Genomic DNA, 25,607 nt, shown 5'->3' on the forward strand with positions numbered 1-25,607 from the left:
CTGCTGATCCCGATCCACCGGGCGATACCCTTTGGCCACCACCACATTCTCCCAGCCCACCACCACCCGCTACAGCACAACACGCAGCAAAATCAACAAGGCCCAATTCGCAACAGCCCGGATCCCGTCGATCGGGCCGAATAGTGGACACTCAGCGCACCTCGAGCTCACACGCTTCAGCGGCGTCAGCGGGGCCGAAGCCAACTAAGCTCAGTGTCCACAATTCACTTCGAGAACCGGGATCCCGTCAGCGGAGGGAAATAGTGGACACTCAGCGCACTACGACACTGAGCGGCACCACAACACTCAGCGTATCAGGAAGCTCGGCTAACCGCGCAGGCGAGTAGCCGCTGCCTCGATGCGCTCGTCCGTGGCGGTCAGTGCGATGCGGACGTGTTTGCCACCGTTCGGTCCGTAGAACTCTCCCGGTGCGGCGAGGATGCCGCGTTCGGCGAGCCAGTCCACGGTGTCGCGGCACGGCTCGTCGCGGGTGGCCCACAGGTACAACCCGGCCTGCGAGTGGTCGACGCGGAAGCCGGCTGCTTCGACGGCCCCCTTCAGTACCGTTCGGCGAGCGCGGTATCGCTCTCGCTGGATGTTCTCGTGCTCGTCGTCGGCCAGAGCTGCGGTCATGGCGGCCTGAATGGGCAGCGGCACCATCATGCCTGCGTGCTTGCGGACCTCGAGCAACTCGGCGATCAGGGCCGCGTCGCCGGTGACGAAACCGGCGCGGTAGCTGGCCAGATTCGACGTCTTCGAAAGTGAGTGCACAGCAAGGAGGTTGGTGTGATCGCCGTCGCAGACGCGCGGGTCGAGCACCGAGACGGCGTCGGCTTCCCAGGTCAGACCCAGGTAGCATTCGTCGGAGACGACGATAGCGTCGCGCTCTCGTGCCCAATCCACGACCTTGCGAAGGTGGTCGATACCGAGCACCTTGCCGGTCGGATTGGACGGCGAGTTGACGAAGATCAGCGAGGCGCGTTCGGGGCCGAGACGATTCAGTCCGTCTGCACGAAGAATTCGTGCACCGGCGAGCAGCGCACCCACTTCGTATGTGGGATACGCCAATTCGGGGATGACGACAAGATCATCGGCACCCAGACCCAGCAGACTCGGCAACCAGGCGATCATTTCCTTGGTGCCGATGGCCGGAAGCACCGCGTCGGTCGAGATACCGGTGATCGAGTAGCGACGTTCGAGCGACGCCACCGCGGCCTCCCGCAGCGCGGCGGTACCGACGGTCGTCGGGTAACCGGGCTCGTCGGCCACCGAGTTCAACGCGACCCGAATCACCTCGGCGACCGGGTCGACGGGCGTGCCGACGGACAGATTCACGATGCCGTCCGGGTGCGCCGACGCCTTCTCCTTGGCAGCGGTCAGCGAGTCCCACGGAAAGTCGGGCAGCGTCGCTGCCACCGCTCTACGTGCCAAGGCGTCAGTTCTCGCCCATGGGAGGCAGAGCCTTGATGAACGGCGGGTCGTAGTCGGTCTTGCCGAGTTTCGCTGCGCCACCGGGAGATCCGAGATCGTCGAAGAAATCGACGTTGGCGCTGACGTATGCACTCCACTGCTCGGGCACGTCGTCTTCGTAGAAGATGGCCTCGACGGGGCACACGGGTTCGCAGGCTCCGCAGTCGACGCATTCGTCGGGGTGGATGTACAGCATTCGGTTACCCTCGTAGATGCAATCCACCGGGCACTCTTCGATGCACGCTTTGTCCAGTACATCTACGCACGGTTCTGCAATCGAGTAGGTCACTGCTGCTCTCCCCTCCTTGTATAGATCGTGGGCGCTCTCGCGCCCTCAGCATCCTAGTATCGCGGTCCGAACCTGGGACAATCCGACCAGGGTGACCTCACCTGCTCCGGCCTGCTATCGCCGGAGCTGCTTCGCGGGCTGGGTCACCGAAGCCGACGCCGTCTTGTGGGCGGCGAGCCACTTGCGTCCCTGCTTGGCAGCGCGCGACAGCGCGCCCCGCTCACCGAGATATCCGGCGACGCCACCGACGAGCGGGATGGCTCCGAGTACCCGATAGAACCCGCGTGGATGCGGGCGCTTCTCCAACTCGCCTGCCACGTCGCGCAGCACGTTGGCGATCTGCCACATTCCGCGCAGCAGTGCGAACGGTCCGGATTTCGGCGATTCTTCCTTCTTCGCAGGAGCACTGTCGGCCAAGGACGTCAGATCACGCTTGCACAGCACCGACCCGAGCAGCGCCACATGCGTCTCGCGGTCGGTCACTCCGGATTCGCGAGCCACGGCGACGAGCACCATCGCCTGGTTGGCGAACCCGAGCAGATCCTGGATCGGCAGACGGTTGACCAGGATGCCGAAGACGCCGGGGAAGGCCACCGCGACAGTGTTGAGAGCTCCGATGCGATTGACCCACCACTGCGAACGAGCATCGCTGTCGAGCTTCTCCCAGCCGGCGGTGCCCGGGAAGTCGGTGGTGTCGAACGCCTTGGCCAGGAAGTCGATGACGTTGTCGAGGGTCGAATCGTCCGCGGAGGACTCGCGGAACGTCCGTCCCTTCAGTCCGATCGGGTCACGCGTAGCCAGGATGTCGAGCACGGGATGAATGATGGCGACGGCACTGCTCAGTACCGCGGCGACTCGACGGTCGTCCATGTCGGGCAAACTCCGTTTCGGGTAAAGACCTGAAGGTCAGATCAGGCCGGCGACCGACACCGCCGGTGCCGGGCCGTACGTGGTGGTGCGCTGACGAACCGGTCGTCCGATGCCGTCGGCGATCTCGTGCAGTTCCGCGACGGTCTTCTCCGAACCGTTCTGCGAACCCGCCATCCGCGAGATCGTCTCTTCCATCAGGGTCCCGCCCAGATCGTTCGCGCCCCCGTTCAGCATCGCCTGTGTACCCGTGATTCCCAATTTCACCCATGACGTCTGAATGTTGTCGATACGGCCGTGCAGCATGATCCTGGCCAGAGCATGCACCGCGCGGTTGTCCCGATTGGTCGGGCCGGGCCGCGAGGCACCCGCCAGATACAGCGGCGACGACTGGTGCACGAACGGCAGCGGCACGAACTCGGTAAACCCGCCCGTCTTGTCCTGGATCTTCTTGAGCACGTTCAGATGCCCGACCCAGTGCGACGGATTGTCGACGTGCCCGTACATCATCGTCGAGCTCGATCGCAGGCCCACCTCGTGCGCGGTGGTGATCACTTCGATCCATTCGGCTGCGGGCAGCTTGCCCTTGGTGAGCACCCACCGCACCTCGTCGTCGAGAATCTCTGCGGCGGTACCCGGAATCGAGTCCAGGCCGGCGGCCCGCAGCTCGGTGAGCCACTCGCGGATCGACTGGCCGCCGCGGGAGGCCCCGTTGACGATCTCCATCGGCGAGAACGCGTGCACGTGCATCGACGGCACTTTCGCCTTGACCGCACGGACCAGATCGGCGTATCCCGTCACCGGCAGTTCGGGGTCGATGCCGCCCTGCATGCACACCTCGGTGGCCCCGACGACGTGCGCTTCCCACGCACGGTCGGCGACTTCGGCGGTGGACAGCGTGAACGCGTCGGCGTCGCCCTTGCGCTGCGCGAACGCGCAGAAACGGCATCCGGTGTAGCAGATGTTGGTGAAGTTGATGTTCCGGTTCACCACGTAGGTGACGGTGTCCCCGTTGACCTGCTTACGCAGATCGTCGGCGAGCGCGGCAACGGCGTCCATGCCGGGGCCCTCGGCCGTCGCCAGTGCCAGGTACTGCTCGTCCGACAGACCGGCCGGGTCCTTCTCCGCTGCCGTCAATGCCGACACCAGGTCGCGGTCGACTCGTTCGAGACCGGCCAGATCGCGCACCTGCTCACGAATGGAATCCCAGTCGCCGAACGCATTCGCCAGATCCGAGCGCGTCTCGGTGTTACGGCCCTCGGTGTCGATCTCGGTGTTCAGATCCACCCGTCCCGAGGACTCCCATTCCTCGTCCGGCTCCTGCCACGGCAGACCGGTCGGGTTGACGCCCTCGCGTGCCATCCCGGTCTCCGGGTCGGCCACTGCCCGCACGTGTGCCGAGATTCGCGGGTCGATCCACGGTGCACCGGCCAACACGTACTGCGGCTGCGCGGCAGTACGTTCCACGAGCGTGTAACCGGCGGCCGCCGACAACTCGGCGAGAGTGTCGAGGTTCGGCCAGGGCCGCTCGGGATTGACGTGGTCGGGAGTCAGCGGCGAGACACCGCCCCAATCGTCGACGCCTGCGCCGAGCAACGCGGCGGTCTCCTCCGCTGCGACGAGGTTCGGCGGGGCCTGAATTCGCATCGACGGACCGATCACCATGCGCGTCACCGCGATGGTCGCCAGGAATTCTTCGAGACCGGCGTCGGGCACGGACCGCATCGCGGTATCGGATTTGGCCAGGAAGTTCTGCACGATGATCTCTTGCACATGACCGAAAGACTTGTGCACCTTACGAATTGCCATGATGGACTCGGCCCTGTCCCGCAACGTCTCACCGATGCCGACGAGGATGCCCGTCGTGAAGGGAATGTTGAGCCGGCCCGCGTCGGTCAGTGTGCGCAGCCGCACCTCGGGATCTTTGTCGGGACTGCCGTAATGCGCCTGCCCCTTCTCCTCGAACAGCCGACGCGAGGTGGTCTCGAGCATCATGCCCATCGAGGGGGCCACCGGCTTGAGGCGCGAGAGTTCCTGCCATGACATCACTCCGGGATTGAGGTGCGGCAGTAGGCCGGTCTCCTCGAGCACCCTGATCGACATCGCGCGCACGTAGTCCAGAGTCGAGTCGTAGCCACGGGAGTCCAACCACGCCTTGGCCTCGGGCCACCGCTCCTCCGGTCGGTCGCCGAGCGTGAACAGCGCCTCCTTGCAGCCCAACTCGGCACCCTTGCGGGCGACGTCGATGATCTCGTCGGGATCCATGAACATCCCGTGCCCGGCGGCATTGAGCTTGCCCGGCACCGTGACGAACGTGCAGTAGTGGCACTTGTCGCGGCACAACCGCGTGATGGGTACGAACACCTTGCGCGAATACGACACGGTCTTCGGACGGCCCGCCGACTCCAACCCGGCATCGCGAACCCGGGACGCCGACGCCATCAGATCCACCAGGTCGTCACCGCGAGCGTGCAGCAAGACCGTGGCTTCGTCGACGTTCAGCGACACCCCGTCGCGGGCGCGACGCAGGACGCGGCGCATGGCGGAGGCGGCTGGAGCGGTATCAGGCTGCGAAGTCACCAGTCGATCATGCGCCTTCTTGGTACGCACGTGCCACCCGCGGGTGGGCCTGCGGCCCTTGTGCGCGTTTTGCGTACCCGGAAGGGCGCACAACGCGCACGACGGGGCAGCGCTAGGTTTGTACCGTGACAACGATGACAGACCCACAGTGGCAGCCTTCTCCCCGTGCGCGTCTGCTCTGGACACTGAGCGCCGGACTGCTGTGGCTACCGGTGTTCATCGCTCAGATCGTCTGGTTTTTCGTCGACTCGAACCGGACGTCCTGGCTGCACGTCACCGTCCTCGTCGCATCGGTCGTGCTGACCGCACTGCACCTCGCGATCGTGCCGCAGTGGCGCTACCGCGTGCACCGCTGGGAGATCAGCGACACCGCCGTGTACACCCGCACCGGTTGGCTCAGCCAGGAACGACGCATCGCCCCCATCTCGCGGGTGCAGACCGTCGACACCGAGCGCGGACCACTCGATCGCCTGCTCGGGTTGGCGACGGTCACCGTGACGACGGCATCGTCGGCGGGCGCGGTGAAGATCACCGCACTCGATCAGGTCGTTGCGGACGAGACCGTCGCGCGACTGACCGATATCGCCGGCCGCACCGTCGGAGATGCCACATGACCGATCAGGCGGAGTTGCTGGCAGTCGAAGAGGAGCAGCCGTGGTTGCGCCTGGACAAGCGAATGTTGTTGGTGCATCCGGTGAACGAGGGCATCAAGATCCTGCCGGTACTGCTGATCTCGTTCTTCGTCGGCAGTCAGAGCGGTAATCACTACTGGAGTCTGGGCATCCTCGCGGTCGTCGTCGTGTTCGCGATTGCGCGCTGGTTCACCACCAGCTACCGGATCGGGCCGGTGCACGTACAACTGCGCACCGGGGTGTTGCAGAAGAAAGTACTGTCCATTCCGCGCAACAGGATTCGATCCGTCGACGTGGAAGCGAACGTACTGCACCGGGTGCTCGGACTGTCCATTCTCCGCATCGGGACCGGACAGCAGGCGGGCAAAGGCGAGGCCTTCGAGCTCAACGCACTCGACACGTCACTGGTGCCGGAGCTTCGCGGCGAACTGCTGCAGCGAGTGTCGGGCCGAACGACGCCGAGCGACGGAATGCCCGTTGCCGCAGCCGATCCCGGCGTCGAGATTGCACACTGGCAGTTCTCGTGGGTGCGGTTCGCGCCGTTCTCCATCACCGGCATCGTCACCATCGCCGCGGCAGTGGGCGTGCTGTTCCAGTACGGCATCGGACAGACATTGGCGGAGACCTCGGTGGTCTCGAACAGCGTCGAATCGGCGCAACGGTTCGGCATCGCCCTGTTCGTCGTCCTCGCACTGATTGCGCTCCTCGTGGTGTCCAGCATCTTCGCCTGCGTTCGCTACCTGATCACCTACGGCAACCTGACCGTCACCGACCAGGGTCGCACCCTGCACGTCAGCCACGGGCTGCTCCGCACCCGTCAGTCGACCCTCGACCGCAAGAGACTGCGCGGCACTTCCCTGTCGCAACCACTACTACTGAGGTCGGTCGGCGGGGCGCGACTCGACGCCATCATGACCGGAGTGAGCGCTGAGAAGAAGGAATCGTCGCTACTGCTCCCCCAGGCTCCGCGGGCCGAGGCGCTGCGCATGATGACCACGGTGCTCGGCGACGCAGGCATGCACGGCAATGCCGACCGCCCGCTTCTGCAGCACGGACCTGCCGCGCGGCGACGCCGCTACACCCGGGCCGTTCTACCGCTGCTCGTCGTCGCGGCCGGACTGGGAATTGCGCAGTCTCTCGGCGCACCGATCCCGATCCTCGCGTGGATCGCCGTGGCCGTGCTGTTCGTGGCCGCCGTCGGACTCGCTCACGACCGCTACCGCGGCCTCGGGCACGCCGTCCTGCCCGGCTGGCTGATCACCCAGCACGGATCGCTCGACCGCACCCGGCACAGCCTCGAAGCCGGCGGCATCATCGGTTGGACGGTGCGGCAGACGTTCTTCCAACGTCGCGCCGGCGTGGCCACCGTCGTGGCAGCGACACCGGCGGGCGTCGGGCACTACGAGGTGGTCGACATACCCATCGAGAACGCGTGGGCCATGATCGACGCCGTCACACCGGGTGCCGGAGACATCTGGCTTCGACGCGGCACGTGAAAACGTAGCCGATAAGGACGTAGCCGATAAAGAAGGAGCCGATGAAGAAGGAGCCGATGAAGAAGGAGCGCCCGCAGACCATCGCGCAGCTCGACCTGGCGGTGTCCCAGTGTCGCGCCTGCCCACGGCTGGTGCGGTGGCGCGAACAGGTCGCTGCCGAGAAGCGCGCCGCGTTCGCCAACGAAACGTATTGGGGGCGAGCCGTTCCCAGTTTCGGCCCGGCCGATGCGTCGATGTTGATCGTCGGGCTCGCCCCGGCCGCCCACGGCGGCAATCGCACCGGACGGATGTTCACCGGGGACCGCAGCGGAGACGTGCTGTACCGAGCCATGCATGCCGTCGGGCTCGCCAGCCAACCGACCGCGACGCACATCGGCGACGGGCTGACGCTCAACGGAGTTCGTATTGCAGCCCCCGTGCACTGCGCTCCGCCGCAGAACAAGCCGACTCCCGCCGAGCGCGATCGGTGTCGCCCCTGGCTCGACGACGAATTGCGCTTGCTGCGTCCGCGACTGAAGTCGATTCTCGTGCTCGGGGCGTTCGGTTGGCAGTCGCTGCTACCGATTCTCGCCGCGAACGGGTGGGAAATACCCAGGCCTGCACCAAAATTCGGTCACGGCGTGCAGCTCGATCTGGGCACGATCACCGTGTTCGCCAGCTATCACGTCAGTCAGCGAAACACGTTCACCGGACTGCTGACCCCGACGATGATCGAGGACGTGCTCCGGAATGCGGGTCGGCACGCACGCTTGCTGTGATGGCTTTCATTCGGAACATGAACAGCAGCACACCGGCCGGCCCGGCACCGGCCACGATGAGCAGCATCGTGCGCCAGTCGGCCAGCAGCAGAACATCGTTGCCGGGGCCGCCGAACATGCACAGCACTACTGCGACGAACCATCCGAGCAGCGGCGACGCCACCCAGATCGGCCGTTCGGCGACCTTACGCGCGGCCAGAACCAGAGCGACGTTCGCGATGCCCCCGAGCAACGCGCTGATGGGAAACTGCACCGACCCCACGTAGGTCGGGAGAAAGAAGACCGACAGGATTCCGGACAGGAAGCCGTCGAACACCAGTACTGCGACCGTCGCCCACGACACCAGGGCGACAGTATTGGATGCGGCCTTCGAGATCATGCGCCCAATACTGCCTTGGCCCGGGTCGTTTCAGTGCACCGCATTCGAAAACCGGGCATCGCATTCGAAAAACCGGGCACCGGCACTCAGGAAACCGGCGGATAGCCCAGCGAGGTGAGCAAGTTGCTCGCACCCATGGCGATCTGACCCAGAACGTACTGGTACAGATCTGCCTGTGCGCCGAACTGCGGCTTGAGAGAATCGACGAACGCGACGATTGCGTCCTGCACTACCCAGTTGTACATGTGTGTTCCGCCCCTGTTGTCATGAGATCAGTGATTCGGAACACAGCCTAGTACGCCCGCGAACAAGTCGTTCTCCCTGCCCGCCCCGTCGGAGCCGAGCACGCCCCGCACGAGTACGTACTGCTCGTCGAGCAGGATCGGCTGAACGATGTCGTTGGAGAGTGCGTACTCGGCACCCGAGGGCGCAACCGTCACCTGAGTTGCGTGCGCACGCAACGCGTCGGTCTTCGCGTCGAGCACACCGCGGACATCGATGCTGGTGGTGATCATGTCCTCGGCCACACTCGGCAACTCGCCGTCGAGGGGCATGCGCCACCCCTCGGGGATATCGGCGATCACCCGGAGTCCCGCGTCCAGTTGATCGCGGCCGGTGACGGTCCAGTAGAACTTCGCCACCTCCCACGGAGCTCCGGCCGCGGGATGGGCGTCGGTTCCACAGACCTCGACCGCCTCGGTCACCAGGGAGTGGACCTGCTGATGATCGGGGTGGCCGTAGCCACCCTCCGGGTCGTAGCCGACGACGACCTGAGGCCTGAGTTCGCGCATGACCGACACGAGCGCCCCGAGAGCCTCCTGCCGGTCTGCGTTGACGAATGCGCGCGGTTTGAGAGCAGCCGGGGTTCCGGCCATTCCAGAATCTCGCCAGCGGCCGGCACCACCGAGAAAGCGGGGAGGGTTGCAGCCCAACGCCGCGAGTGCGCGATGCAGTTCCAGAATTCGGTAGCCACCGAGCTGATCGGCTCGGTCGACCACGAGATCGGCCCACGTATCGCCGATCACCTCACCCTCTTCACCGAGCGAGCACGTCAGCACGGTGACGTCGACGCCCGCGCGCACGTAATGGGCGATGGTCCCGCCGGTGGTGATGCTCTCGTCGTCCGGGTGCGCATGGACCAGCAGCAACCGCTGCGGCTGCGTCATCGCTTGTTCTGTCACAACCTGCTCTGTCACAACCTGTTCCGTCATGCCTCGTCGCTCGCTACTCGCTGTGTCATCGTTTGTTTCGGTCTCTGGGTCGGGCAGCCGTTCATCGCTCGCCGAGCATTCGCGCCACATCCGGTAACGACTGCGCTGTCACATCGGCAGGCACGAAATGGTCGGGATAAGGACGGTTCTCGCGATCGAGCCACGCCGTCGACAGGCCTGCCCGGTGCGCACCGTCGATATCCCAGGGGTGCACGGCCACCAGCATCGCGTCGCCTGGTTCGACACCGCACTGCTCCAACGCGTAGCGGTAGGCATCGGCGTGCGGCTTCCACCGTCCGGCGTCCTCGACCGACAGCAACAACTCGAAAGCACTCCGCACGCCGGCTCGTTCGAGCAGAGACTGCGCGAGCGACGCGGACCCGTTACTGAGGGTGATCATCCGAATGCCAAGCGCTGCAAGCACATTCACTCCGGCTACCACATCGGGATGCACCTCGAGCTCGGCGAAACCGGCCATGATGTGGTCCACTGCATCGTCCAACTGGCGATCGATCGCGGCATCGGACAGCAACGCCTCGAGCACACCGGAACCGACCTCGGCGAACGGCCGAGCGGTACCTGCGACCGCGAGCGCGAACCCGTCCCGCAGCACTCCTGCGAACCACGTCGGGAACAGGTGTTCCGGCGCTCCGACGTCGGCGAATCGCGCCGCCATGGGAGCCATGTCGGACAGGGTCTCGTTCACGTCGAAGATGATCACCCGAGGCAAGCGCACGGTGTTCACCGGACCGTCCGGATCCACTTCGCGGCATCGGCGAAGATGCCGACCTCCACCGGCCCGGTCAACGAGACGCCGGTGATACCAGGCACCGCAGCCACCACGGACTGGTCCTGCATGATCGGCAGCGTCGACGCCAGAGACCACAGCTTGGGCTCGATCTCCTCGGCAACGATCGTCGCATCGGCGTCGGTTATCAGGGCGCGGTCGATCGTCGGCTGTAATTCCGGAACACACAGACCGGACAGATTGCGCGGGGCGTCCACGCTGCCGCTGCTCCCCGGAGCCGGCTCGGCAACACAGCCGAAGCGCGAGGCCAGGGCCGTTGCCGGGTCCACGCCCGCACTGGTCCACCCGACCACGGCGTCGACGCCGCCGTCGGTCAGCGCCGTCGAGTACAACTCGTCCGCGGGCAGCGGAGTGACGGTCGCGTCGATACCCGCACTGACGAGCTCGTCCGCGGCGGTCCCGGCCACGGCCAGTGCGATGTCGTCGTTCTCGACGGCACCGATGACGAATCGCAGCGCGGTACCGCCGGCGTCTGCGAGTCGGGGTACTCCGGGAGCCGGCGCGCTCGTGGTCGGCGCGCTGGTGGTCGGCGGCGCAGCAGAGGTCGTGGATGCGCCCGCGCTCGGCGTCGAGGTCACGATCGCGTCGGGTGTCGGAACGAAGCCGGCGCGGCGAAGCAGGTCGAGGGCCGCGGTTCTGCCGATCGGGGCGGGTGCGGTCGCGGTGTACCCGGGGTCCGACGGCGACGACAACTGGGCCGCTGCTCGGCGATCCGTCGCCCCTCCGCCGGCCCCGACCGTGGCCAGCAGGTTCGGGTCCAGCAGACCCATGATCCCCTGCCGCACAAGCGACTCCGACATGTTCGGTGCCCGGCCGTTCACGGTCATCGACAACACTCGCGATTGGTGAATCGTGTCGGTGCGGACCCCGGGAATTGCCGAGAGTTGAGCGCGCGTCGCAGACCCACCCCGAACCTGTGCGATCTGCGCATCACTCGACCGCAACGAATCGGCCAACTGTGCGGGGGTGCCTCCGCGCCGAATCAGGATCTGGTCGGGCGAGGCGGGTTGGTCCCAGAATCGATCGTTGCGTTCCAGCAGAATCTCGTCCCGGCCCTGGTCGACGGTCTTGATGTTGAACCGCGAACCGGAGACCGGCACGTTGTCGGTGAGGCCACCCTCGAAGCCGCCGGGCGAATCCTTGAGCAAGTGGGAGGGCACGAGGTCGGCGAACAATCGCTGCCACGCCGGATACGGCGACTCGAGGGTGACGTCGACGGTCTTGCCGCCGCCCGAAGAGGCAACATCGCTGATCAGTGCGTAGCCGGCCGGATCGACGACGCCCGGCTGCGTGATCATCTGCTGCCAGAGGTACCGGAAGTCCTCGGCCGCGATCGGTGCGCTGTCGGACCACTGGGCCTCGTTGCGTAGCTGGTACCGGATGGTGAACGGAGACTGAGAGGTCACTTCGGCGGAGATCAACAGCGACAGGTCCGGCTCCCACGTGGTCACGCCGGTGTCGGGGTTCAGGGTGGGACGGAACGGGCTGGGCAGCACGAGCGAACTGACCGCGGCGGTGGCGGGCGACTGGTCGGCCAGCAGGTGTGGGTTGAACCCGATGCCCACGTCGTCGATCGCCACGACAACGGGGTCGCCGGTCTTCGACGGCACGGTCGTCGTGGTGACCGGAGTTTCGACGCTCTCGATCGGTGGCGGTGGATCCGCGGTGCATGCGGTGAGTACCAGGGCAGTGGCGGAGGCCAGAACCACCGGCATCAGTACGTTACGCAACGAGGATCTCCTTCGTGATCGGCTACAGGTACGGCAGAAGCGACGTCCCACGATGGTGACACGTCGCTTCTGCCGTACAGGATCTGTCTTACAGAGCAGCCTTGTCGCGCGTCTTGCTGCGCGAACGCTCACGGGCGCGCTCGTTGGAATCGAGGTGCACCTTGCGGACGCGGACGACCTCGGGGGTCACCTCGACGCACTCGTCGCCTGCACAGAACTCCATGGCCATTTCCAGGTCCAGCTTCTTCGGCTTGGCCAGGGTCTCCATGACGTCGGCGGAGGACTGACGCATGTTGGTCAGCTTCTTCTCGCGAGTGACGTTGATGTCGAGGTCTTCCTGACGCGGGTTGATGCCCACGACCATGCCCTCGTACGTGTCTGCGCCCGGCTCGACGAAGAACGTGCCGCGGTCGGCCAGCTGGATCATCGCGAACGGGGTCACGGTGCCGTGACGGTCCGAGACGAGCGAGCCGGTGTGGCGGGCGCGGATCTCGCCGGCCCACGGCGCGTAACCGTGGAAGACGGCGTTGGCGATGCCGGTGCCGCGAGTGTCCGTGAGGAACTCGGTGCGGAAACCGATCAGGCCACGCGAGGGAACGATGAATTCCATGCGAACCCAGCCTGCGCCGTGGTTCGTCATCTGGACCATCTTGCCCTTGCGTGCGGCGAGCAGCTGCGTCACTGCACCGAGGTATTCCTCCGGTGTGTCGACCATCAGCTCTTCGAAGGGCTCGTGCAGCTTGCCGTCGACCTGCTGGGTGACCACCTGGGGCTTGCCGACGGTGAGCTCGAAGCCTTCACGACGCATCTGCTCGACGAGGATGGCGAGCGCGAGCTCTCCACGACCCTGGACCTCCCAGGCATCGGGGCGACCGATGTCGAGGACCTTGAGCGAGACGTTACCGATGAGCTCCTGGTCGAGGCGGCTCTTGACCATGCGCGAGGTGAGCTTGTGTCCGCTGACGCGTCCGACGAGCGGGCTCGTGTTGGTGCCGATGGTGACCGAGATGGCCGGCTGGTCGACGGTGATGCGAGGCAGAGCGACCGGGTTCTCCAGATCGGCGAGGGTGTCGCCGATCATGATGTCCGGGAAGCCCGCGACGGCGACGATGTCTCCTGCGACACCCTTCTCGCCGGGAACGCGCTCGACGCCGATGGTGTTGAGCAGCTCGGTGATCTTGGCCTTCTGGACGACGGGCTCGCCGTCGACCTCACGCATCCAGCTGACGGTCTGGCCCTTGGAGAGCTGGCCGTTGTGGATACGAACCAGGGCGAGGCGGCCGAGGAAGGCCGACGCGTCGAGGTTGGTGACGTGTGCCTGCAGCGGCGCGTCCACGTTGCCCTTGGGCGCGGGGACGTAGCTGAGCAGAACCTCGAACAGCTCGTCGAGGTTCTCGGCGTCGGGAGCGTGTCCGTTCTGGGGCTGGACCTTCGAGGCCTTGCCCTCACGGCCGGAGGCGTAGAGAACGGGGAGGTCGAGGGCGAGCTCGGCTGCCTCGGACGCTTCGTCGTCGAGATCGGACGCGAGGTCGAGCAGCAGATCGTGGCTCTCCGAGACGACCTCTTCGATACGCGCGTCGGGACGGTCGGTCTTGTTGACGACCAGGATCACCGGCAACGACGCGGCGAGCGCCTTGCGCAGCACGAAGCGGGTCTGCGGCAGCGGGCCCTCGGAAGCGTCGACGAGGAGCACGACGCCGTCGACCATGGACAGGCCGCGCTCGACCTCTCCGCCGAAGTCGGCGTGGCCGGGGGTGTCGATCACGTTGATGACGGTGATGGTGCCGTCGGCATTGCGCTTGTGAACGGCCGTGTTCTTGGCCAGGATCGTGATGCCTTTTTCTTTTTCGAGGTCACCCGAGTCCATGACGCGGTCGATCGCTTCGGCACGTTCCTCGAACGCGCCGGACTGCCGAAGCATGGCGTCGACCAGGGTGGTCTTGCCATGGTCGACGTGTGCAACGATGGCGACGTTGCGAAAAGTAGTGGTGCTGTCGATGTTGTCTGCACTGCTTGGGGCGCTCACGCGAAAAATTCTCCTGGAGTCGAATGCGGGCTCTTGTTCGCTAGCGGGCTTATGTCGCTAGAGAAGCGCGCTGCACCGCGAGGTTCTCGCGACTGATCGAGTTTACCCGTAGTCCGGCAGTGCCCCGCGCCACCCTCAGGTCTGTGACCTGCGCCACCCATTAGTCTTGGTGCCCATGGGCAAGATAAAGGCCGCAGATGTCTCGGGGATGAAGCCCAAGAAAAAATGCTGCCGCAAGAAAGTTCGTTGCATCAAATGCCCCGTCGTGATCATGCGAATGAAGAAGTTGGAATCCGCGGGCGCGACCAAGAAAGACCTCAAGAAAGGTCTGAAGACCGCTCGGGCGAAGTGAGCAGAATTTCCTGTAGGTCCGGCAGCCAGAGTCGGTCCGCGTCGACCAGATCCACCGTCGGCAGCGTCGCGGCATCGACCCACCGTAGAGCCGAATGCTCCAGCGGCGCAGGGGTTCCCGAGACGATCGAGGCTCGGTAGGCCCGCAACACCATGCCACCGGAAAGCTCGACATCTCCGCTGAGCGCGGCACCGATCGAACACTCGACCCCCAGTTCCTCGCGCAGTTCGCGCGCCAGTGCGACGTCCTCGGACTCCCCCGGCTCGACCTTGCCGCCGGGCAGCTCCCACCGACCGGCCAACTCCGGCGGACGAGTTCGTTGCGCGAGCAGCAGACGTCCGTCGTCGATCAACGCGGCCGCGACAACCACAGCGGTAGGGGTACCGGACATGCCACCATCTTTCTATGACCGAATTGCTGACCGACCGCGATATCGAGGACGCACAGCTCACCCACTGGACGGTGGCGGAGAAATCTCTGACTCGCACCGTCGAGCTGACGTCGTTTCCCGCCGCGATCGAGGTGGTGAACCGCGTGGCCGACGCTGCGGAGGAAGCGGACCATCACCCCGACATCGACATCAGGTGGCGGACGCTCACGTTCACGCTGTCCACGCACAGCGCCGGCGGTCTCACGCAGAAGGACGTGGATCTGGCGCGTCGGATCGATGCGCTGACCGCGCCTGCCTGACACGTCCTGCGTAGACGACCCAGCCGAGGAACAGGGCCGATCCGATCACGTCGACGGCACCGGCCCAGGCCTCGAGCCCGGGACGGGGAATGGTCCAGATCGATTCCTGGAAGAAGCTCAGCAACCAGGGCACCCCCACCGTGACCGTCACCAGCCAGTAGCCGGCAACGATCTTGGCTCCGGCGATATCGCGCAACGGCCCGTGCAGCAGCCAGATCACCATCGGAATCACCCAGATCCAGTGGTGCGACCACGAAATCGGCGACACCAACAAGCCCAGGAGTTGGACGATGACCAGGGTTCCCAGGTAGTCGCGGCGATCGAGTGCTCGCCATGCCAGCACAGCGAGGCCCACGGCGATCACTGCGGCGGCGATCCACAGCGGTCCCTGGCCGACGTCCTCGCCCACGATCCGGCTCAGAGCTCCACGCAGAGACTGATTCCAGACCGAGCCGACGGGTCCGATGCGGTCGGCATCGCCGAGCAACGTGGTGAAGTACGTGGCCGCCTGACGCCCCAGCACCGCGTAGCTGACCGCGACACTGAGCGCGAATGCCACCGCCGAGAATGCTGCAGCTTTCCACCGCCGAGTGGCGAGGAAGTACAGGCCCGTGATGGCCGGGGTCAGCTTGATGCCCGCGGCGAACCCCACGAGTCCGCCCGCCACCCACCAGCGCGAGCTGCGTACCGCGAGTAGCGCCAGCAGTACCAGGAACACATTGACCTGGCCGTAGTCGAGGGTGGTGCGCACGGGCTCGGACCACAGCCCCAGCGCGGTCCACAACATGGCGATTCTCACCCAGCGGTTCTCGGCGGCCCGGTCGTCGCCGAGAACCATCGACAGGGCCAGCCGGACCACTGCGAACAGCGCGATCATCGTCGCGGCCTGCCAGACGATGCCGACCACCGTGAACGGCAGATAGTGCAGCGGGAAGAACACGAGGGCGGCGAACGGTGGGTACGTGAACGGCAGTGGGAAGTCCGGGGTCTGCACCGAGTACGTGTAGTCGTACAGGTTGTCGCCGAGCAGTGCAGCGGAGCCTTCGACGTAGACGTGCAGGTCGACGAGGTTCATACCGTTGGGGGTGACGAACGCCCACACGAATCGGCTGATCACCGAAACTGCCAGCAGAACGGGGGCCAGCCGAACAAGTCGGTTCACGGTGCGTGTGGTTCCGTTCGGTATCGATGCCGTTTATCGACAGCCGAGCTTATAGGGCGATCGATACCCACCCTAACCGTGCCGATCGGCTCGTAACATTTACATCACCTTTCACACTGGTCACTCGTGCAACACGCTATTGTTCGATTCTGCGGAGAATTCGCAGCGCGTGGCCCATAGAATCCTCGATAGAGTTCAGCCGGGGAGGACTGGACCTACTACGGCTGTACATCCGGGATCGCTCTACATAGAGTGACCCCTCGGGCACCGGCTGTCGCCGTGGACCTGCGTCATGATCAGAATGGGGAATATCACCGTGCTTCGTACTCGCGGAACGCGTCGCGTCGTCACAGCTCTGGCTGTGGCCGCAGCCGCCGCACTCGTTGTGCCGACCAGCGCATCCGCTCAGCCTCTGGTGCCCATGGCTCCGGCAGATCTGCCGGCTGCTCCGGCCGATCCCGCAGCGCTGATCGCCCAGTTCCTGCCCGCTCCCGGTGAACCCCTGCCCAACCTCTCCGACATCGAGGCACTCGCGTCCTTCGCGCCTGCCATCGTCGGTGCAGCTGCAGGACCGGCCGATGTGGGTGCCGCTCCCGCAGCAGATCTCCTCGGCCAGGCTCGCGCCCTTCTCGAATCCGCGCAGCTTCCGGACCAGGTCAAGTCGCTGCTGGAATCGGTCATCACCTTCCTGGACGGATCCGGCGGCGGCGGGCCCGAGCTGCCCTCCGACGGCCCCGTCATCGCACAGTTCCTGTACCCGACCCTGGGCAAGGGCTGCATCTCCGACACCGCAGATTCCGTCGGAACCGCCTTGGCCGTTCCCGGACCGGCCACGTTGCCGCCCCCCGGACCGGCTGCAGGCCAGGCCGGTTTCGTGTTCACCGCCCTCGGTACCGCGCCTCTCGCCGCGCAGCAGTCCGCTCCGCTCACCGTGACGTGGCTCAACATCGACAACCGCCGATCGGGAACCCAGGACCTGACCGGCGCAGCCAAGATCAACGCCGACGGCCCCGCGACGTTGTCGGCCATCGCTGACACCGGTCCCGGTCGCGTGCTGTCCGTGGTGTCCGGATCGATCACCACTCAGTCCAAGGAAGACGCCGCAGCGCCGCCGCGCAGCTGCAACTTCCTGCCGACGATCGGCACGGTCTACGTTCCGTAGCTCACGAGACCACAGCAATTCGCCCCCGGCTTCCTCGAAGCCGGGGGCGAATTGTTTTCGTGCTTATCGGCCGGGGAAAAGACCACCGAATTACACGGATGGTATTCAGATGATGTCGGCACCGGATTTCGACCACTGGCCGTAATCGGACTTCAAGACATTGTTGATATCCACTTTCACTCCACCCACCGTGTCCTTGTCGATACGAATCTGGTGAATGTGCGCTTCGGGATGTACGAACCCCTTCGGGGTCCCCCAATTGTGCTGCCAATACCACTGGCCCAGCCCTGCGACGGACGCCAATTCGATGGTCGGAGCATTTGCGTAGATACCGGTGTTCTCCGCTCCGATCACCGACTGCCAGCCCAGGATGTACGGCGCGATGAGGGTGGCGAACTCGACGGCTGTCGGGTTGTCGTCGATCGATGCGTAGATCGGCCGATCGGACGGGCCACCGGCCGCCAGATGGAGCTCGAGTCCACGTTTCGCATGCTTGACGCCCGCAACGTACCCGCCTCGCCAATCCGCGGTGGCACCCTTACCGAACTGGTAGTTGGAGACCACCTCCAAGCCGGCCTCGGTGAGGGACTGCGCCTCCGACGCGGTCATCGGCTTGCCGACCATCCAGGTCGCGTCGGGACGCCGATCCGAGACGTAGCGGACAGCTCCGAGATGGCCTGCGCTCTTGATGGCCGACGCCGACGGCACCCCACCCGCGTAGTCGACGAGCGTTCCCAGCCCCGCGTCGGCGTGAGCGGTGGCCGAACCCCACGCGGCCAGGCCGACGGCGGCTGCGGAGCCGGCCGCGGCGTACTTGAACAGTTCACGTCGCGAAACCTGCACAAAATCTCCCATGCCGTTCGATTGCCACGGCGCGCCTACGTAACGAAACGCGCCGTCACTGCTATTTTCTGATGTTTTGTCGTATCCCATCACAAACACATGTGCACCGCCAGCCCCACTGCTCACACCCCACCCGCGTGGCTCGTCGTTCACACATGCAACTCGAGCACCGCACCCGCAGTCATGAATAGGGTGGGGAGGACGAAGCACGAACGACGCGTGAAGGAGTGGTTGGACATGGGCGTAACACTCGCCAAGGGCGGAAATGTCTCCCTGACGAAGGAAGCACCGAACTTGACCGCGGTCACCGTCGGACTGGGCTGGGACGTTCGCTCCACCACCGGCGGAGACTTCGACCTCGACGCGAGCGCGATCGGCCTCGGTACCGACAAGAAGGCGCTCAACGACAACTACTTCGTCTTCTACAACAACCTGCGCTCCCCTGACGGCGCGATCGAGCACACCGGAGACAACCGCACCGGCGAGGGCGAAGGAGACGACGAGAGCATCGACGTGGACCTTGCAGCGCTGACACCCGAGGTGGATTCCATTGCATTCCCGGTCTCGATTCACAACGCGGACGCGCTGGGACAGAACTTCGGTCAGGTCGTCAACGCCTTCATTCGCGTGGTCGACAAGTCCGACGGCCGCGAACTCGCGCGCTTCGATCTGAGCGAGGACGCGTCGACCGAGACTGCGATGGTCTTCGGCGAGTTGTACCGCCGCGGTGCCGAGTGGAAGTTTCGCGCAATCGGTCAGGGCTACGCGTCCGGCCTGGAGGGCATCGTGCGCGATTTCGGCATCGACGTCGGCTGACGCAGGGTGCGCGAGTCCGTCTCGATTGCACAACGGTCTACAGCTGAGCTTGTGACGCCAAGATGATGTGTGGTGATATCAGCGCACACGCAACATCAGCCACATAAGTCACAGGAGTCACACATGTCTCGTCGCCTCAGCCGTCTGGCGGGCGCGCTCGCGCTCTCCTGCGCGGCATTGCTCGCCGTTCCAGCCACTGCGGCAGCGGACCCGGCTCCCGCTGATCCGCTCGCCCGGGCGATCGCCGCATTACAGGGGCAGGACGGTGCTTCGCTCGCCGCAGCGAATGCCATCGCCGACTCGCGCACCCCGGTCGCCGAGAACACCTCCGCAGACCCCTTCGCGGCCCTCGACGCGGCCAACAAGGCTCTCACCGACTTCGGCATCACGCCGTTCTTCTACCCGACCGCTGCGATCAACTGCGCCGCCACACCGGGCGCGCCGCTCGGAATCGTGCCGGGCGTCGCCGGTGGTGCCGGCGGACCGTGGCCCCGGCTGACCGTGCCGCCGATCGCCACTCTGCCCGGCCTGCCCTCTATCCCTGTTCCCGAACTCAACGCGGTGAACAGGGGCGAGACGATGTTCGCATTCGTTCCGGCCGGCATCGTCAACGACTCGGCCGACAAGTCCGGCATGCAGGTGGCGTGGTTCAACGTCAACACCCTGCAGGGCGGCTTCGCAGACTTCGGCGGCCTGGTCACCACCATGGCCCAGTCGATCCTCGACAACTCCGGAATTCCGGCGGAGTTCAAGGACTTGGCCCGGCCCCTCGTGATCAACGCACTCAATGCGTTGCCCGCTGCCGGTGCACGCGCTGTCCCCGTGCAAACCGGATCGGGAACCGTTCTGGCCGCGGTGTTCGGCACCGTGAACCACAAGGCAATCGACGGCTCGGACAAGAGTTGCTTCTTCTTCCCGACGGTCGGCCTGGTGAACGTCGCCTGACTCAGGTCCAATCGAACGATCGAAAAGCCGTGCAGCTCTGCGCTGCACGGCTTTTCGCTGCATCAGGAACGTTCGATGCGGCCGAGCCGACCCAGAACCGCCTGCATCTCGGTGCGCCGCGCGCGTGCGGCCCAGGGACGCAAGCGGTTCCGCCCGCGCATCTGCATGACCGCTCCGGTCACGAGATCTCCGTTGGGCGCGAACCGGACCCGCACCATCTCGTCGAGAGATCGCCTGAAAACGGAGCCGGGGAAACCTCGACGGAACCCGTACGGAAACAGCGGAGCATCGGGTTCGTTGTACTTTCCACCGACGAAAACCGGTCCTGCAGTGCGGAAGTCGCGACTCTGCGCGATGAACCCGTGGAACGCGCGGCCGGCCTCACGCCCGTAATACGAAATTCCGACGCGCCCCGATCCGGTGGCGGTGATCGCACCGAACCGCGCACCTCGCACTCCAGGAGCGGACACCACGACGGGCCTCGACCAGCTGTTCGCGCCGTCGGAAGACCACGAAGCGTGCAGCAATCCGTCCCGGTCCGGCCACAGGGCGTACAGGGCGCCGTCGCAGTCGACAGCGACCGACTCTGGCAGTAGGTACCGGGAAGCGAGCAGCAGAAGGTGCAACGGGTTGTGATATTTGGCGAGCGCCGATCCGGGGACTACGCGGACATCCCAGGTCAAACCCTCGTCGCGGCTGACCGCGACCGCGAAACGACGGCCGTATCGGCCGCCGATGTAGACCGTGCCGTCCGGGCCGACGACACCGGTGCCGAATGCGACGTAATCCGTACTGGGAAGTCCCGGAATGTTTTTCGGGTCGATGTCGAACCCGCCGGCTACCTCCCATTTGGTCCCGCCGTCGTACGAACGCCAGATCACCTGGCGGGTGGCGTTGATCAGAGGTCGCACGCGGAGGGCGAACGGTGTGGGAGCGGACAGGTACGTCACGCGAGCAGAGGACGGAGACGACGCGTCCGGTGCGGACACCCGCGGTCCGGCGAATACCTTGGCACCTGTCCTGGCCTTGGATGCCACTCTCCGGAAGCGCCACGTTCGACCTCGGTCGTCGCTGATTCCGAGGTCGAAGCCCGATCGAAACATGCGCGTCGGTGTCGAGTCGACGCGACCGGCGGTGAGAAACAGCCGGTCGTCGGCATCGTCGAAGTACATGTGCGCTCGGCGGCCGGTGTTCACCGTGCCGTCCGGCACCGATGCTCGCCAGAATTGTCCGAAATCGGAGGACTGCAGAACTCCGACGCCGTCGACGGTATATGCCGGGGCGAGAAAGACGGTGTTGTCCGCGGCTGTTCCGAGGGTGCAGGCGGACGACCCGTATTCGGTGTAGGAGATATCGGTGGCGTAGTCGGCCGATGCTGCCGCGTTGGTCGAAAAGCGAAGCCCTGCTCGATATCCCGACGCGACCCGCGGTGTCACGACACCCGCCCGCGGCGGCGCGGGCGTCGTGAAATCGGGACGCGGTGGTGCATTGGATCAGGCTAGCGTCGATTCACGCCGAAAACGCCGAGGCCGATGCAGAAGTCCTGGGCCGAACGTCGTGACAGCTCACAGAACGAAACCGGTCTGTTTCGAGACCGTCGATCGCCGATGCACGCCTTAAGCTTCTGGTGTGCCCTGTGCGTCCGCCGAACCTCTGTTGTCGGGCGCGGCGCGTCTTCACCCGGTCGATGCGCAGGCGTACTGGATGGCGTCGAAGGTCCCCAGTGACCAGTTTCTGCTGTATTGCTTCGAGGGAGCGCGCGAACCACTGGAGTCCACGGTGCGGCGGCTGCGCGTTCGCAGTGCAGCCGTCGAGGTGCTGAGTCTGCGAATCACAGAGGTACCGTTCGGTCTCGAGCGTCCACACTGGACTGCGATGGACCCCGCCACGGACACGATCAGCGTTCACCCCGAACCCCGGACGTGGCAGGAGTGTCTCGACGCCGTCGCGTCGTCGTTCGAGCATCAGGTCGACCCGCGACACACGGTCTGGCATCTGCACCTGTATCCGAACGTTTCGGGAGCTCCTGCGTGCGACGGGCCGAGTCTTGTTGCTGTTCTGCAACTGTCGCACGCAGCCGCGGACGGAACTCTGGCCGCCCGCACTGCTCGCGAGCTGTTCGGTACACAACAGGTGCCCTCTCGGCCCGTTACAGCGACTGCGCCACCCGCACCCCTGACCGCCGCCGTCGCCGCCCTGACTCTGCCTGTGCGAGTAATGCGCATGGCTCGCGCCGGCATTCGGGCGCGAGGAGACGCACTGCGATTGGAGGAACACACCGCGTCGGGTTCGGTCCCTCCTCCTGCACGTTCTCGCGCGTTGACGACTCTCGACGTTGCGCCTACGGACCGGACGGATCTACGAACGATCGTGCTGCCCAAGTCGGCTCTGCAGTTCGCCGACACCTCGATCACCGTCACTGCCCTGACCGCCATTTCCGTTGCACTCCAACGGTTTCTCGGCGATTCGGACGATGCTTCGGCCGATCTCGCAGCCGAGGTCACCGTCGCACGGACGGCTGCAGTGGGCGCACGCAACAACTTCGGCAACGTCGGCGTCGGCTTGTTTCCCGCTGAACCGGACCTGCGGACTCGCAGCCGACTCGTGGCCGCAGACCTGGCCGAGCGCAGAGCGCGAGCAGGTCACCCGGTGTCGTTGACAGCCCGCGCATCTCAGAACGAGACAGAACGCCATGTCCCGGCATTCCTGGCGGCGTGGGGAGTCGCACAGTTCGATCCGACTGCGGTGCCGCCGACCGTCACGGGCAACACGGTCGTATCCAGTGTTTCGCGCGGTACAGCGGACCTCACGCTCGGCGGCGGGCCCGTTCGATTCACGGCAGGGTTCCCTGCCCTCTCCCCTGCCATGAGCCTCACGCACGGCGTGCACGGTATCGGCGACACCGTCGCGATCAGCGTGACGTCCAACCGAGCGGCCGTACCGGATCCGGATCGCTACGAGATACTTCTGCGCGATGGCCTCGACGACGTACGTGCCGCGCTGAGTTGAACGAGTCAATGCCAGACAGTTCTCAGCATTTGTCGGGCGTTCGGCTCAGGTTCGTCGGCCACACTCGGTAACCATGAACCAGGAGCAGGTAACCGTACTCGCGGTCGGTGGCACCGGCGAATCGCGTCCGGCCGACCATCGGACCCGCGTCACCGGTCTCCTGTCGTGTGTCGTCGGCGCACTCGACGATCGCTTCGTCGGCCGCTGGGTGGGCTACCCGGCGTCGTACGGGCCGGTGGCGTTCGGGGGACTGAGCTACCGGCACAGCACCGAACTCGGAGTTCGTCGCCTGCGCCGAGCGATCGAGAACACCACTGGGCCTCTCGCTCTGATCGGATATTCGCAGGGAGCCACGGTCGTTCGCGAAGTACTGGGCCTCGTTCAGGACGGAATCGTCGACGGCAGCCGCATCGTCGCGGCCGGTCTGGTCTCGGATCCCCAGCAGCCGACCGGTGCGGTGCCCGGCTGCACCGGCCGCGGGGTTGCCGGAACCGGGCCGGCTCTGCCGGAGTCGATTCCCACCCACTGGATAGCTCTCGCGTCGGACATGATCTGCAACGCCAGCGACGACAGCCTCGTTCGCGACATCGCCGACCTGACGCGCTGGATGTCGTTCCGCACGCCTAAGACCTGGTTGCGCGAGCTCTGGCTACTCGTGCGCAGCAACAGCTTTCAGAACGCGACCCGTACTCGCCTACGACCGGCCCAGTGGGCGAAGGATGTTCGACGCCTCCGCACCGCGGCCACCGAGGTGTCCGGGTACCTGCCCACGTCGCTCGGCTGGAGACGATGGGTGTGGACCAACTCGGGTGGCGGTCGGCACATCGCCTACGCGTCGGAGCCGTACGCAGACGGCCTCACTGGATGCCAGGTTCTCGCCCGCTGGCTCGGCGAGCAAGAGGATCATCGGCTCCGCCGAGCTCTGCCGGCCGCGCAGGTCGCGTAACGCAGATCAGTCTCGCTTGCAGAGACAGAAGATGTGGCCGACCGGGTCTCGGTACACCCAGAACGACTCGTGCGCGTCGTCGATCAATGTCGCTCCGGCATCGACGACGAAGTCGCGGGCCTGTTCCATCTCGTCGACGACGAAATCGAGGTGAATCTTGATGCCGTCGTTCGGCCAGTCGACCGGGGTGAAGTCGGGGGCCTTCTGGAAGGCCAACCGCAGTTCGCCCGGACCGTGGACGACCACCCAGTCTCCGTCGTCGCGCACCGGTTCCCAGCCGAGGATCGTGCTGTAGAACCGGGCGAGCGCTGCCGGATCGGGACAGTCGAGAACCGTGTAGTCCACGGCGATGACGGGTGCATTCATGTCGGAATCGTAGCGAGAATCACCCGGGTCGGACTATCGATTACTCGCTGTCGATCAACCGCCGACTGCCGGGGCAATGGTCTCGAACCACGCCTCGTGCAGATGCTGCTGCCAGTGGTTCCACCAGTGCACGCCGGTGCCGGTGATCTTGACGTTGGGTCGACCACCTGCGGCCTGCAACAACGGAACGAATGCTCGGCTGCTCATGCCTGCGGCGGTTTCGAGCGGCACCATCTGCGCGAACTTGACGGGGTCGAAGCGGCTGCTGGCCGGGTTGAACACCGGGTCCGTCGCCGGTGAGCCGCTACCCGAAGAGACGAAGACTGCCGTGTTGCGCAACGCGCCGACATTGAGCGACGGATCGTTGCGGATCCAGTCTGCCGACGGCCAGGTGCCCCACATGTTGCGCGCGTTGCCGCCCATCTCGCCGACGGCGACCGAGATGCCCTGAGCGAATCCGGGGCTGCTGGCCGTCGGGTAGCCACTGAACGACGCCACCGCCTTGTAGAAGTCCGGCCGGTGAGCCGCCAGGTTCAATGCCGAGGTGCCGCTCATCGACAGGCCGGCCACGGCGTTGTTGACGTTGTCGCTACCGAAACGATCGGCCATGAAGGGCGGCAATTCCTGGGTGAGGAACGTTTCCCACTTCACCCGTCCGAGCTTGGGGTCGTCGCGCTGCCAGTCGGAGTAGAAGGTTCCGCCGCCGCCGAACGGAATGACCACGTTGACGTGCTTGTCGGCGAAGAAGCTCTCGACGTCGGTTTCGATGAGCCAACCGCTGTTGTCCTCGGGCGCACGCAGTCCGTCGAGCAGATACAGCGTGGGTGCGGGGCCGCCACCGGCAGCTCGGAGCACCTTGATCGGGATGTTCTTGTCCATCGACGGCGAGTAGACGTAGACCAGCTCGGAGTCGGCTTTCGCCACACCGGTCCCCATCAGCACCGTTGCCATCGTGGCGACCATGACCGCTACCAGAGCGAGCACCGTACTTCGTAACCGACCGCGCATCGAGATTGTCCCCTTGTTCGTATCCAGCCCCACCGTCCCGGGGAGGGTAACAGCTCGGTCAC

Annotated in this window: 25 protein-coding genes; 9 read left to right on the plus strand and 16 right to left on the minus strand. The window is 65.4% G+C overall.

What is annotated here, in order from left to right; translation table 11 throughout:
* Positions 1 to 327: 327 nt before the first annotated feature.
* The 4 genes from dapC to J1M81_RS09975 form a co-directional block, all read right to left on the minus strand.
* A complete protein-coding gene (gene dapC, locus J1M81_RS09960; RefSeq protein WP_206497985.1) occupies positions 328 to 1,431 on the minus strand; it encodes a succinyldiaminopimelate transaminase in 1,104 nt (367 codons plus the stop codon).
* Between the two features lie 4 nt (positions 1,432 to 1,435).
* A complete protein-coding gene (gene fdxA / locus J1M81_RS09965; RefSeq protein ID WP_027498080.1) occupies positions 1,436 to 1,759 on the minus strand; it encodes a ferredoxin in 324 nt (107 codons plus the stop codon).
* A 114-nt stretch (positions 1,760 to 1,873) separates the two neighbouring features.
* A complete protein-coding gene (locus J1M81_RS09970; protein ID WP_032390335.1) occupies positions 1,874 to 2,629 on the minus strand; it encodes a hypothetical protein in 756 nt (251 codons plus the stop codon).
* A gap of 36 nt (positions 2,630 to 2,665) precedes the next feature.
* Positions 2,666 to 5,206, minus strand: coding sequence for a bifunctional FO biosynthesis protein CofGH (locus J1M81_RS09975; protein ID WP_268987766.1), 2,541 nt, complete (start codon positions 5,204 to 5,206; stop codon positions 2,666 to 2,668).
* Positions 5,207 to 5,340: 134 nt separating this feature from the next.
* On the opposite strand from J1M81_RS09975, the gene J1M81_RS09980 reads away from it, so the two are divergent.
* From J1M81_RS09980 to J1M81_RS09990, 3 genes are read left to right on the plus strand one after another with little or no spacing between them, the layout of a single operon-like run.
* Complete coding sequence (locus J1M81_RS09980) at positions 5,341 to 5,820, plus strand: PH domain-containing protein (RefSeq protein ID WP_032400263.1); 480 nt, start codon at positions 5,341 to 5,343, stop codon at positions 5,818 to 5,820.
* Complete coding sequence (locus J1M81_RS09985) at positions 5,817 to 7,334, plus strand: PH domain-containing protein (protein WP_032375452.1); 1,518 nt, start codon at positions 5,817 to 5,819, stop codon at positions 7,332 to 7,334. Before J1M81_RS09980 ends, J1M81_RS09985 begins: the two co-directional genes overlap by 4 nt.
* 41 nt (positions 7,335 to 7,375) lie before the next feature.
* On the plus strand, positions 7,376 to 8,092 hold the full coding sequence (locus tag J1M81_RS09990) for a uracil-DNA glycosylase (RefSeq protein ID WP_241257835.1): 717 nt from the start codon (positions 7,376 to 7,378) through the stop codon (positions 8,090 to 8,092).
* On the opposite strand, the gene J1M81_RS09995 is transcribed toward J1M81_RS09990, so the two are convergent.
* The 7 genes from J1M81_RS09995 to J1M81_RS10025 all read right to left on the minus strand — a co-directional run bounded on the left by J1M81_RS09995 (position 8,019) and on the right by J1M81_RS10025 (position 14,989).
* On the minus strand, positions 8,019 to 8,471 hold the full coding sequence (locus J1M81_RS09995; protein ID WP_206497986.1) for a hypothetical protein: 453 nt from the start codon (positions 8,469 to 8,471) through the stop codon (positions 8,019 to 8,021). The two genes, J1M81_RS09990 and J1M81_RS09995, sit on opposite strands and share 74 nt — an antisense overlap.
* A gap of 86 nt (positions 8,472 to 8,557) precedes the next feature.
* Positions 8,558 to 8,716, minus strand: coding sequence for a hypothetical protein (locus J1M81_RS10000; RefSeq protein WP_008714214.1), 159 nt, complete (start codon positions 8,714 to 8,716; stop codon positions 8,558 to 8,560).
* A 27-nt stretch (positions 8,717 to 8,743) separates the two neighbouring features.
* A complete protein-coding gene (gene mshB / locus J1M81_RS10005) occupies positions 8,744 to 9,637 on the minus strand; it encodes an N-acetyl-1-D-myo-inositol-2-amino-2-deoxy-alpha-D-glucopyranoside deacetylase (RefSeq protein ID WP_032375537.1) in 894 nt (297 codons plus the stop codon).
* A gap of 106 nt (positions 9,638 to 9,743) precedes the next feature.
* Positions 9,744 to 10,427 (minus strand): haloacid dehalogenase type II, encoded by a 684-nt coding sequence (locus J1M81_RS10010; RefSeq protein WP_032375536.1) that lies wholly within the window; start codon positions 10,425 to 10,427, stop codon positions 9,744 to 9,746.
* A complete protein-coding gene (locus J1M81_RS10015) occupies positions 10,424 to 12,205 on the minus strand; it encodes an ABC transporter family substrate-binding protein (protein WP_032375451.1) in 1,782 nt (593 codons plus the stop codon). The genes J1M81_RS10010 and J1M81_RS10015 overlap by 4 nt, the downstream gene beginning before the upstream one ends.
* Before the next feature lie 103 nt (positions 12,206 to 12,308).
* Positions 12,309 to 14,246, minus strand: a complete 1,938-nt coding sequence (gene typA, locus J1M81_RS10020; protein WP_032365354.1) for a translational GTPase TypA — start codon at positions 14,244 to 14,246, stop codon at positions 12,309 to 12,311.
* A gap of 317 nt (positions 14,247 to 14,563) precedes the next feature.
* On the minus strand, positions 14,564 to 14,989 hold the full coding sequence (locus J1M81_RS10025; RefSeq protein WP_032375450.1) for a (deoxy)nucleoside triphosphate pyrophosphohydrolase: 426 nt from the start codon (positions 14,987 to 14,989) through the stop codon (positions 14,564 to 14,566).
* 14 nt (positions 14,990 to 15,003) lie between these two features.
* Between J1M81_RS10025 and J1M81_RS10030 the strand changes: the two genes are divergently transcribed.
* Complete coding sequence (locus J1M81_RS10030; protein WP_032375449.1) at positions 15,004 to 15,288, plus strand: 4a-hydroxytetrahydrobiopterin dehydratase; 285 nt, start codon at positions 15,004 to 15,006, stop codon at positions 15,286 to 15,288.
* Here J1M81_RS10030 and J1M81_RS10035 read toward each other — a convergent pair.
* A complete protein-coding gene (locus J1M81_RS10035) occupies positions 15,230 to 16,450 on the minus strand; it encodes a mannosyltransferase (protein WP_206497987.1) in 1,221 nt (406 codons plus the stop codon). The genes J1M81_RS10030 and J1M81_RS10035 overlap by 59 nt on opposite strands.
* Positions 16,451 to 16,751: 301 nt before the next feature.
* On the opposite strand from J1M81_RS10035, the gene J1M81_RS10040 reads away from it, so the two are divergent.
* Positions 16,752 to 17,612 carry a hypothetical protein gene (locus tag J1M81_RS10040; RefSeq protein ID WP_052060737.1) on the plus strand — a complete coding sequence of 287 codons (861 nt, stop codon included), beginning with the start codon at positions 16,752 to 16,754 and terminating at the stop codon, positions 17,610 to 17,612.
* A gap of 105 nt (positions 17,613 to 17,717) precedes the next feature.
* Here the strand turns inward: J1M81_RS10040 and J1M81_RS10045 are convergent, their stop codons facing one another.
* Positions 17,718 to 18,467: a DUF1906 domain-containing protein gene (locus J1M81_RS10045; protein WP_032407288.1), complete on the minus strand. Its 750-nt coding sequence runs from the start codon at positions 18,465 to 18,467 to the stop codon at positions 17,718 to 17,720.
* 225 nt (positions 18,468 to 18,692) lie between these two features.
* Between J1M81_RS10045 and J1M81_RS10050 the strand changes: the two genes are divergently transcribed.
* Together J1M81_RS10050 and J1M81_RS10055 are read left to right on the plus strand one after the other, a co-directional pair.
* Complete coding sequence (locus J1M81_RS10050) at positions 18,693 to 19,271, plus strand: TerD family protein (RefSeq protein ID WP_032365486.1); 579 nt, start codon at positions 18,693 to 18,695, stop codon at positions 19,269 to 19,271.
* Between the two features lie 123 nt (positions 19,272 to 19,394).
* Positions 19,395 to 20,216 carry a hypothetical protein gene (locus J1M81_RS10055; protein WP_206497988.1) on the plus strand — a complete coding sequence of 274 codons (822 nt, stop codon included), beginning with the start codon at positions 19,395 to 19,397 and terminating at the stop codon, positions 20,214 to 20,216.
* A gap of 62 nt (positions 20,217 to 20,278) precedes the next feature.
* Here the strand turns inward: J1M81_RS10055 and J1M81_RS10060 are convergent, their stop codons facing one another.
* The gene (locus tag J1M81_RS10060; protein ID WP_206497989.1) at positions 20,279 to 21,652 is read right to left on the minus strand and encodes a sialidase family protein; all 1,374 of its coding nucleotides are present in this window, start codon (positions 21,650 to 21,652) and stop codon (positions 20,279 to 20,281) included.
* Between the two features lie 193 nt (positions 21,653 to 21,845).
* On the opposite strand from J1M81_RS10060, the gene J1M81_RS26805 reads away from it, so the two are divergent.
* Complete coding sequence (locus J1M81_RS26805; protein ID WP_206497990.1) at positions 21,846 to 23,225, plus strand: WS/DGAT domain-containing protein; 1,380 nt, start codon at positions 21,846 to 21,848, stop codon at positions 23,223 to 23,225.
* Between the two features lie 73 nt (positions 23,226 to 23,298).
* Entirely contained in the window at positions 23,299 to 24,171 is an 873-nt protein-coding gene (locus tag J1M81_RS10070) for a PE-PPE domain-containing protein (protein WP_206497991.1), read from the plus strand.
* Between the two features lie 6 nt (positions 24,172 to 24,177).
* On the opposite strand, the gene J1M81_RS10075 is transcribed toward J1M81_RS10070, so the two are convergent.
* Both J1M81_RS10075 and J1M81_RS10080 read right to left on the minus strand, forming a co-directional pair.
* Complete coding sequence (locus J1M81_RS10075) at positions 24,178 to 24,537, minus strand: VOC family protein (RefSeq protein WP_027498102.1); 360 nt, start codon at positions 24,535 to 24,537, stop codon at positions 24,178 to 24,180.
* Positions 24,538 to 24,591: 54 nt separating this feature from the next.
* On the minus strand, positions 24,592 to 25,545 hold the full coding sequence (locus tag J1M81_RS10080) for an alpha/beta hydrolase family protein (RefSeq protein ID WP_032369664.1): 954 nt from the start codon (positions 25,543 to 25,545) through the stop codon (positions 24,592 to 24,594).
* Positions 25,546 to 25,607 lie beyond the last annotated feature (62 nt).

The organism is Rhodococcus sp. KRD175 (assembly GCF_017168275.1).
Classification (GTDB): domain Bacteria; phylum Actinomycetota; class Actinomycetes; order Mycobacteriales; family Mycobacteriaceae; genus Rhodococcoides; species Rhodococcoides fascians.

Excerpts from the sequence above, each read along its gene's own strand:
- J1M81_RS10000 (WP_008714214.1), bottom strand. The coding sequence starts at position 8,716 with ATGTACAACTGGGTAGTGCAGGACGCAATCGTCGCGTTCGTCGATTCT.
- J1M81_RS10075 (WP_027498102.1), bottom strand. The coding sequence starts at position 24,537 with ATGAATGCACCCGTCATCGCCGTGGACTACACGGTTCTCGACTGTCCC.
- J1M81_RS10080 (WP_032369664.1), bottom strand. The coding sequence starts at position 25,545 with ATGCGCGGTCGGTTACGAAGTACGGTGCTCGCTCTGGTAGCGGTCATG.
- J1M81_RS10050 (WP_032365486.1), top strand. The coding sequence starts at position 18,693 with ATGGGCGTAACACTCGCCAAGGGCGGAAATGTCTCCCTGACGAAGGAA.
- J1M81_RS09970 (WP_032390335.1), bottom strand. The coding sequence starts at position 2,629 with ATGGACGACCGTCGAGTCGCCGCGGTACTGAGCAGTGCCGTCGCCATC.
- J1M81_RS09990 (WP_241257835.1), top strand. The coding sequence starts at position 7,376 with ATGAAGAAGGAGCCGATGAAGAAGGAGCGCCCGCAGACCATCGCGCAG.
- mshB (WP_032375537.1), bottom strand. The coding sequence starts at position 9,637 with ATGACGCAGCCGCAGCGGTTGCTGCTGGTCCATGCGCACCCGGACGAC.
- J1M81_RS09985 (WP_032375452.1), top strand. The coding sequence starts at position 5,817 with ATGACCGATCAGGCGGAGTTGCTGGCAGTCGAAGAGGAGCAGCCGTGG.
- J1M81_RS10015 (WP_032375451.1), bottom strand. The coding sequence starts at position 12,205 with ATGCCGGTGGTTCTGGCCTCCGCCACTGCCCTGGTACTCACCGCATGC.
- J1M81_RS10040 (WP_052060737.1), top strand. The coding sequence starts at position 16,752 with ATGGGGAATATCACCGTGCTTCGTACTCGCGGAACGCGTCGCGTCGTC.
- J1M81_RS09980 (WP_032400263.1), top strand. The coding sequence starts at position 5,341 with ATGACAGACCCACAGTGGCAGCCTTCTCCCCGTGCGCGTCTGCTCTGG.
- J1M81_RS09995 (WP_206497986.1), bottom strand. The coding sequence starts at position 8,471 with ATGATCTCGAAGGCCGCATCCAATACTGTCGCCCTGGTGTCGTGGGCG.
- J1M81_RS10055 (WP_206497988.1), top strand. The coding sequence starts at position 19,395 with ATGTCTCGTCGCCTCAGCCGTCTGGCGGGCGCGCTCGCGCTCTCCTGC.
- J1M81_RS10070 (WP_206497991.1), top strand. The coding sequence starts at position 23,299 with ATGAACCAGGAGCAGGTAACCGTACTCGCGGTCGGTGGCACCGGCGAA.
- J1M81_RS10025 (WP_032375450.1), bottom strand. The coding sequence starts at position 14,989 with ATGTCCGGTACCCCTACCGCTGTGGTTGTCGCGGCCGCGTTGATCGAC.
- J1M81_RS10030 (WP_032375449.1), top strand. The coding sequence starts at position 15,004 with ATGACCGAATTGCTGACCGACCGCGATATCGAGGACGCACAGCTCACC.
- J1M81_RS10045 (WP_032407288.1), bottom strand. The coding sequence starts at position 18,467 with ATGGGAGATTTTGTGCAGGTTTCGCGACGTGAACTGTTCAAGTACGCC.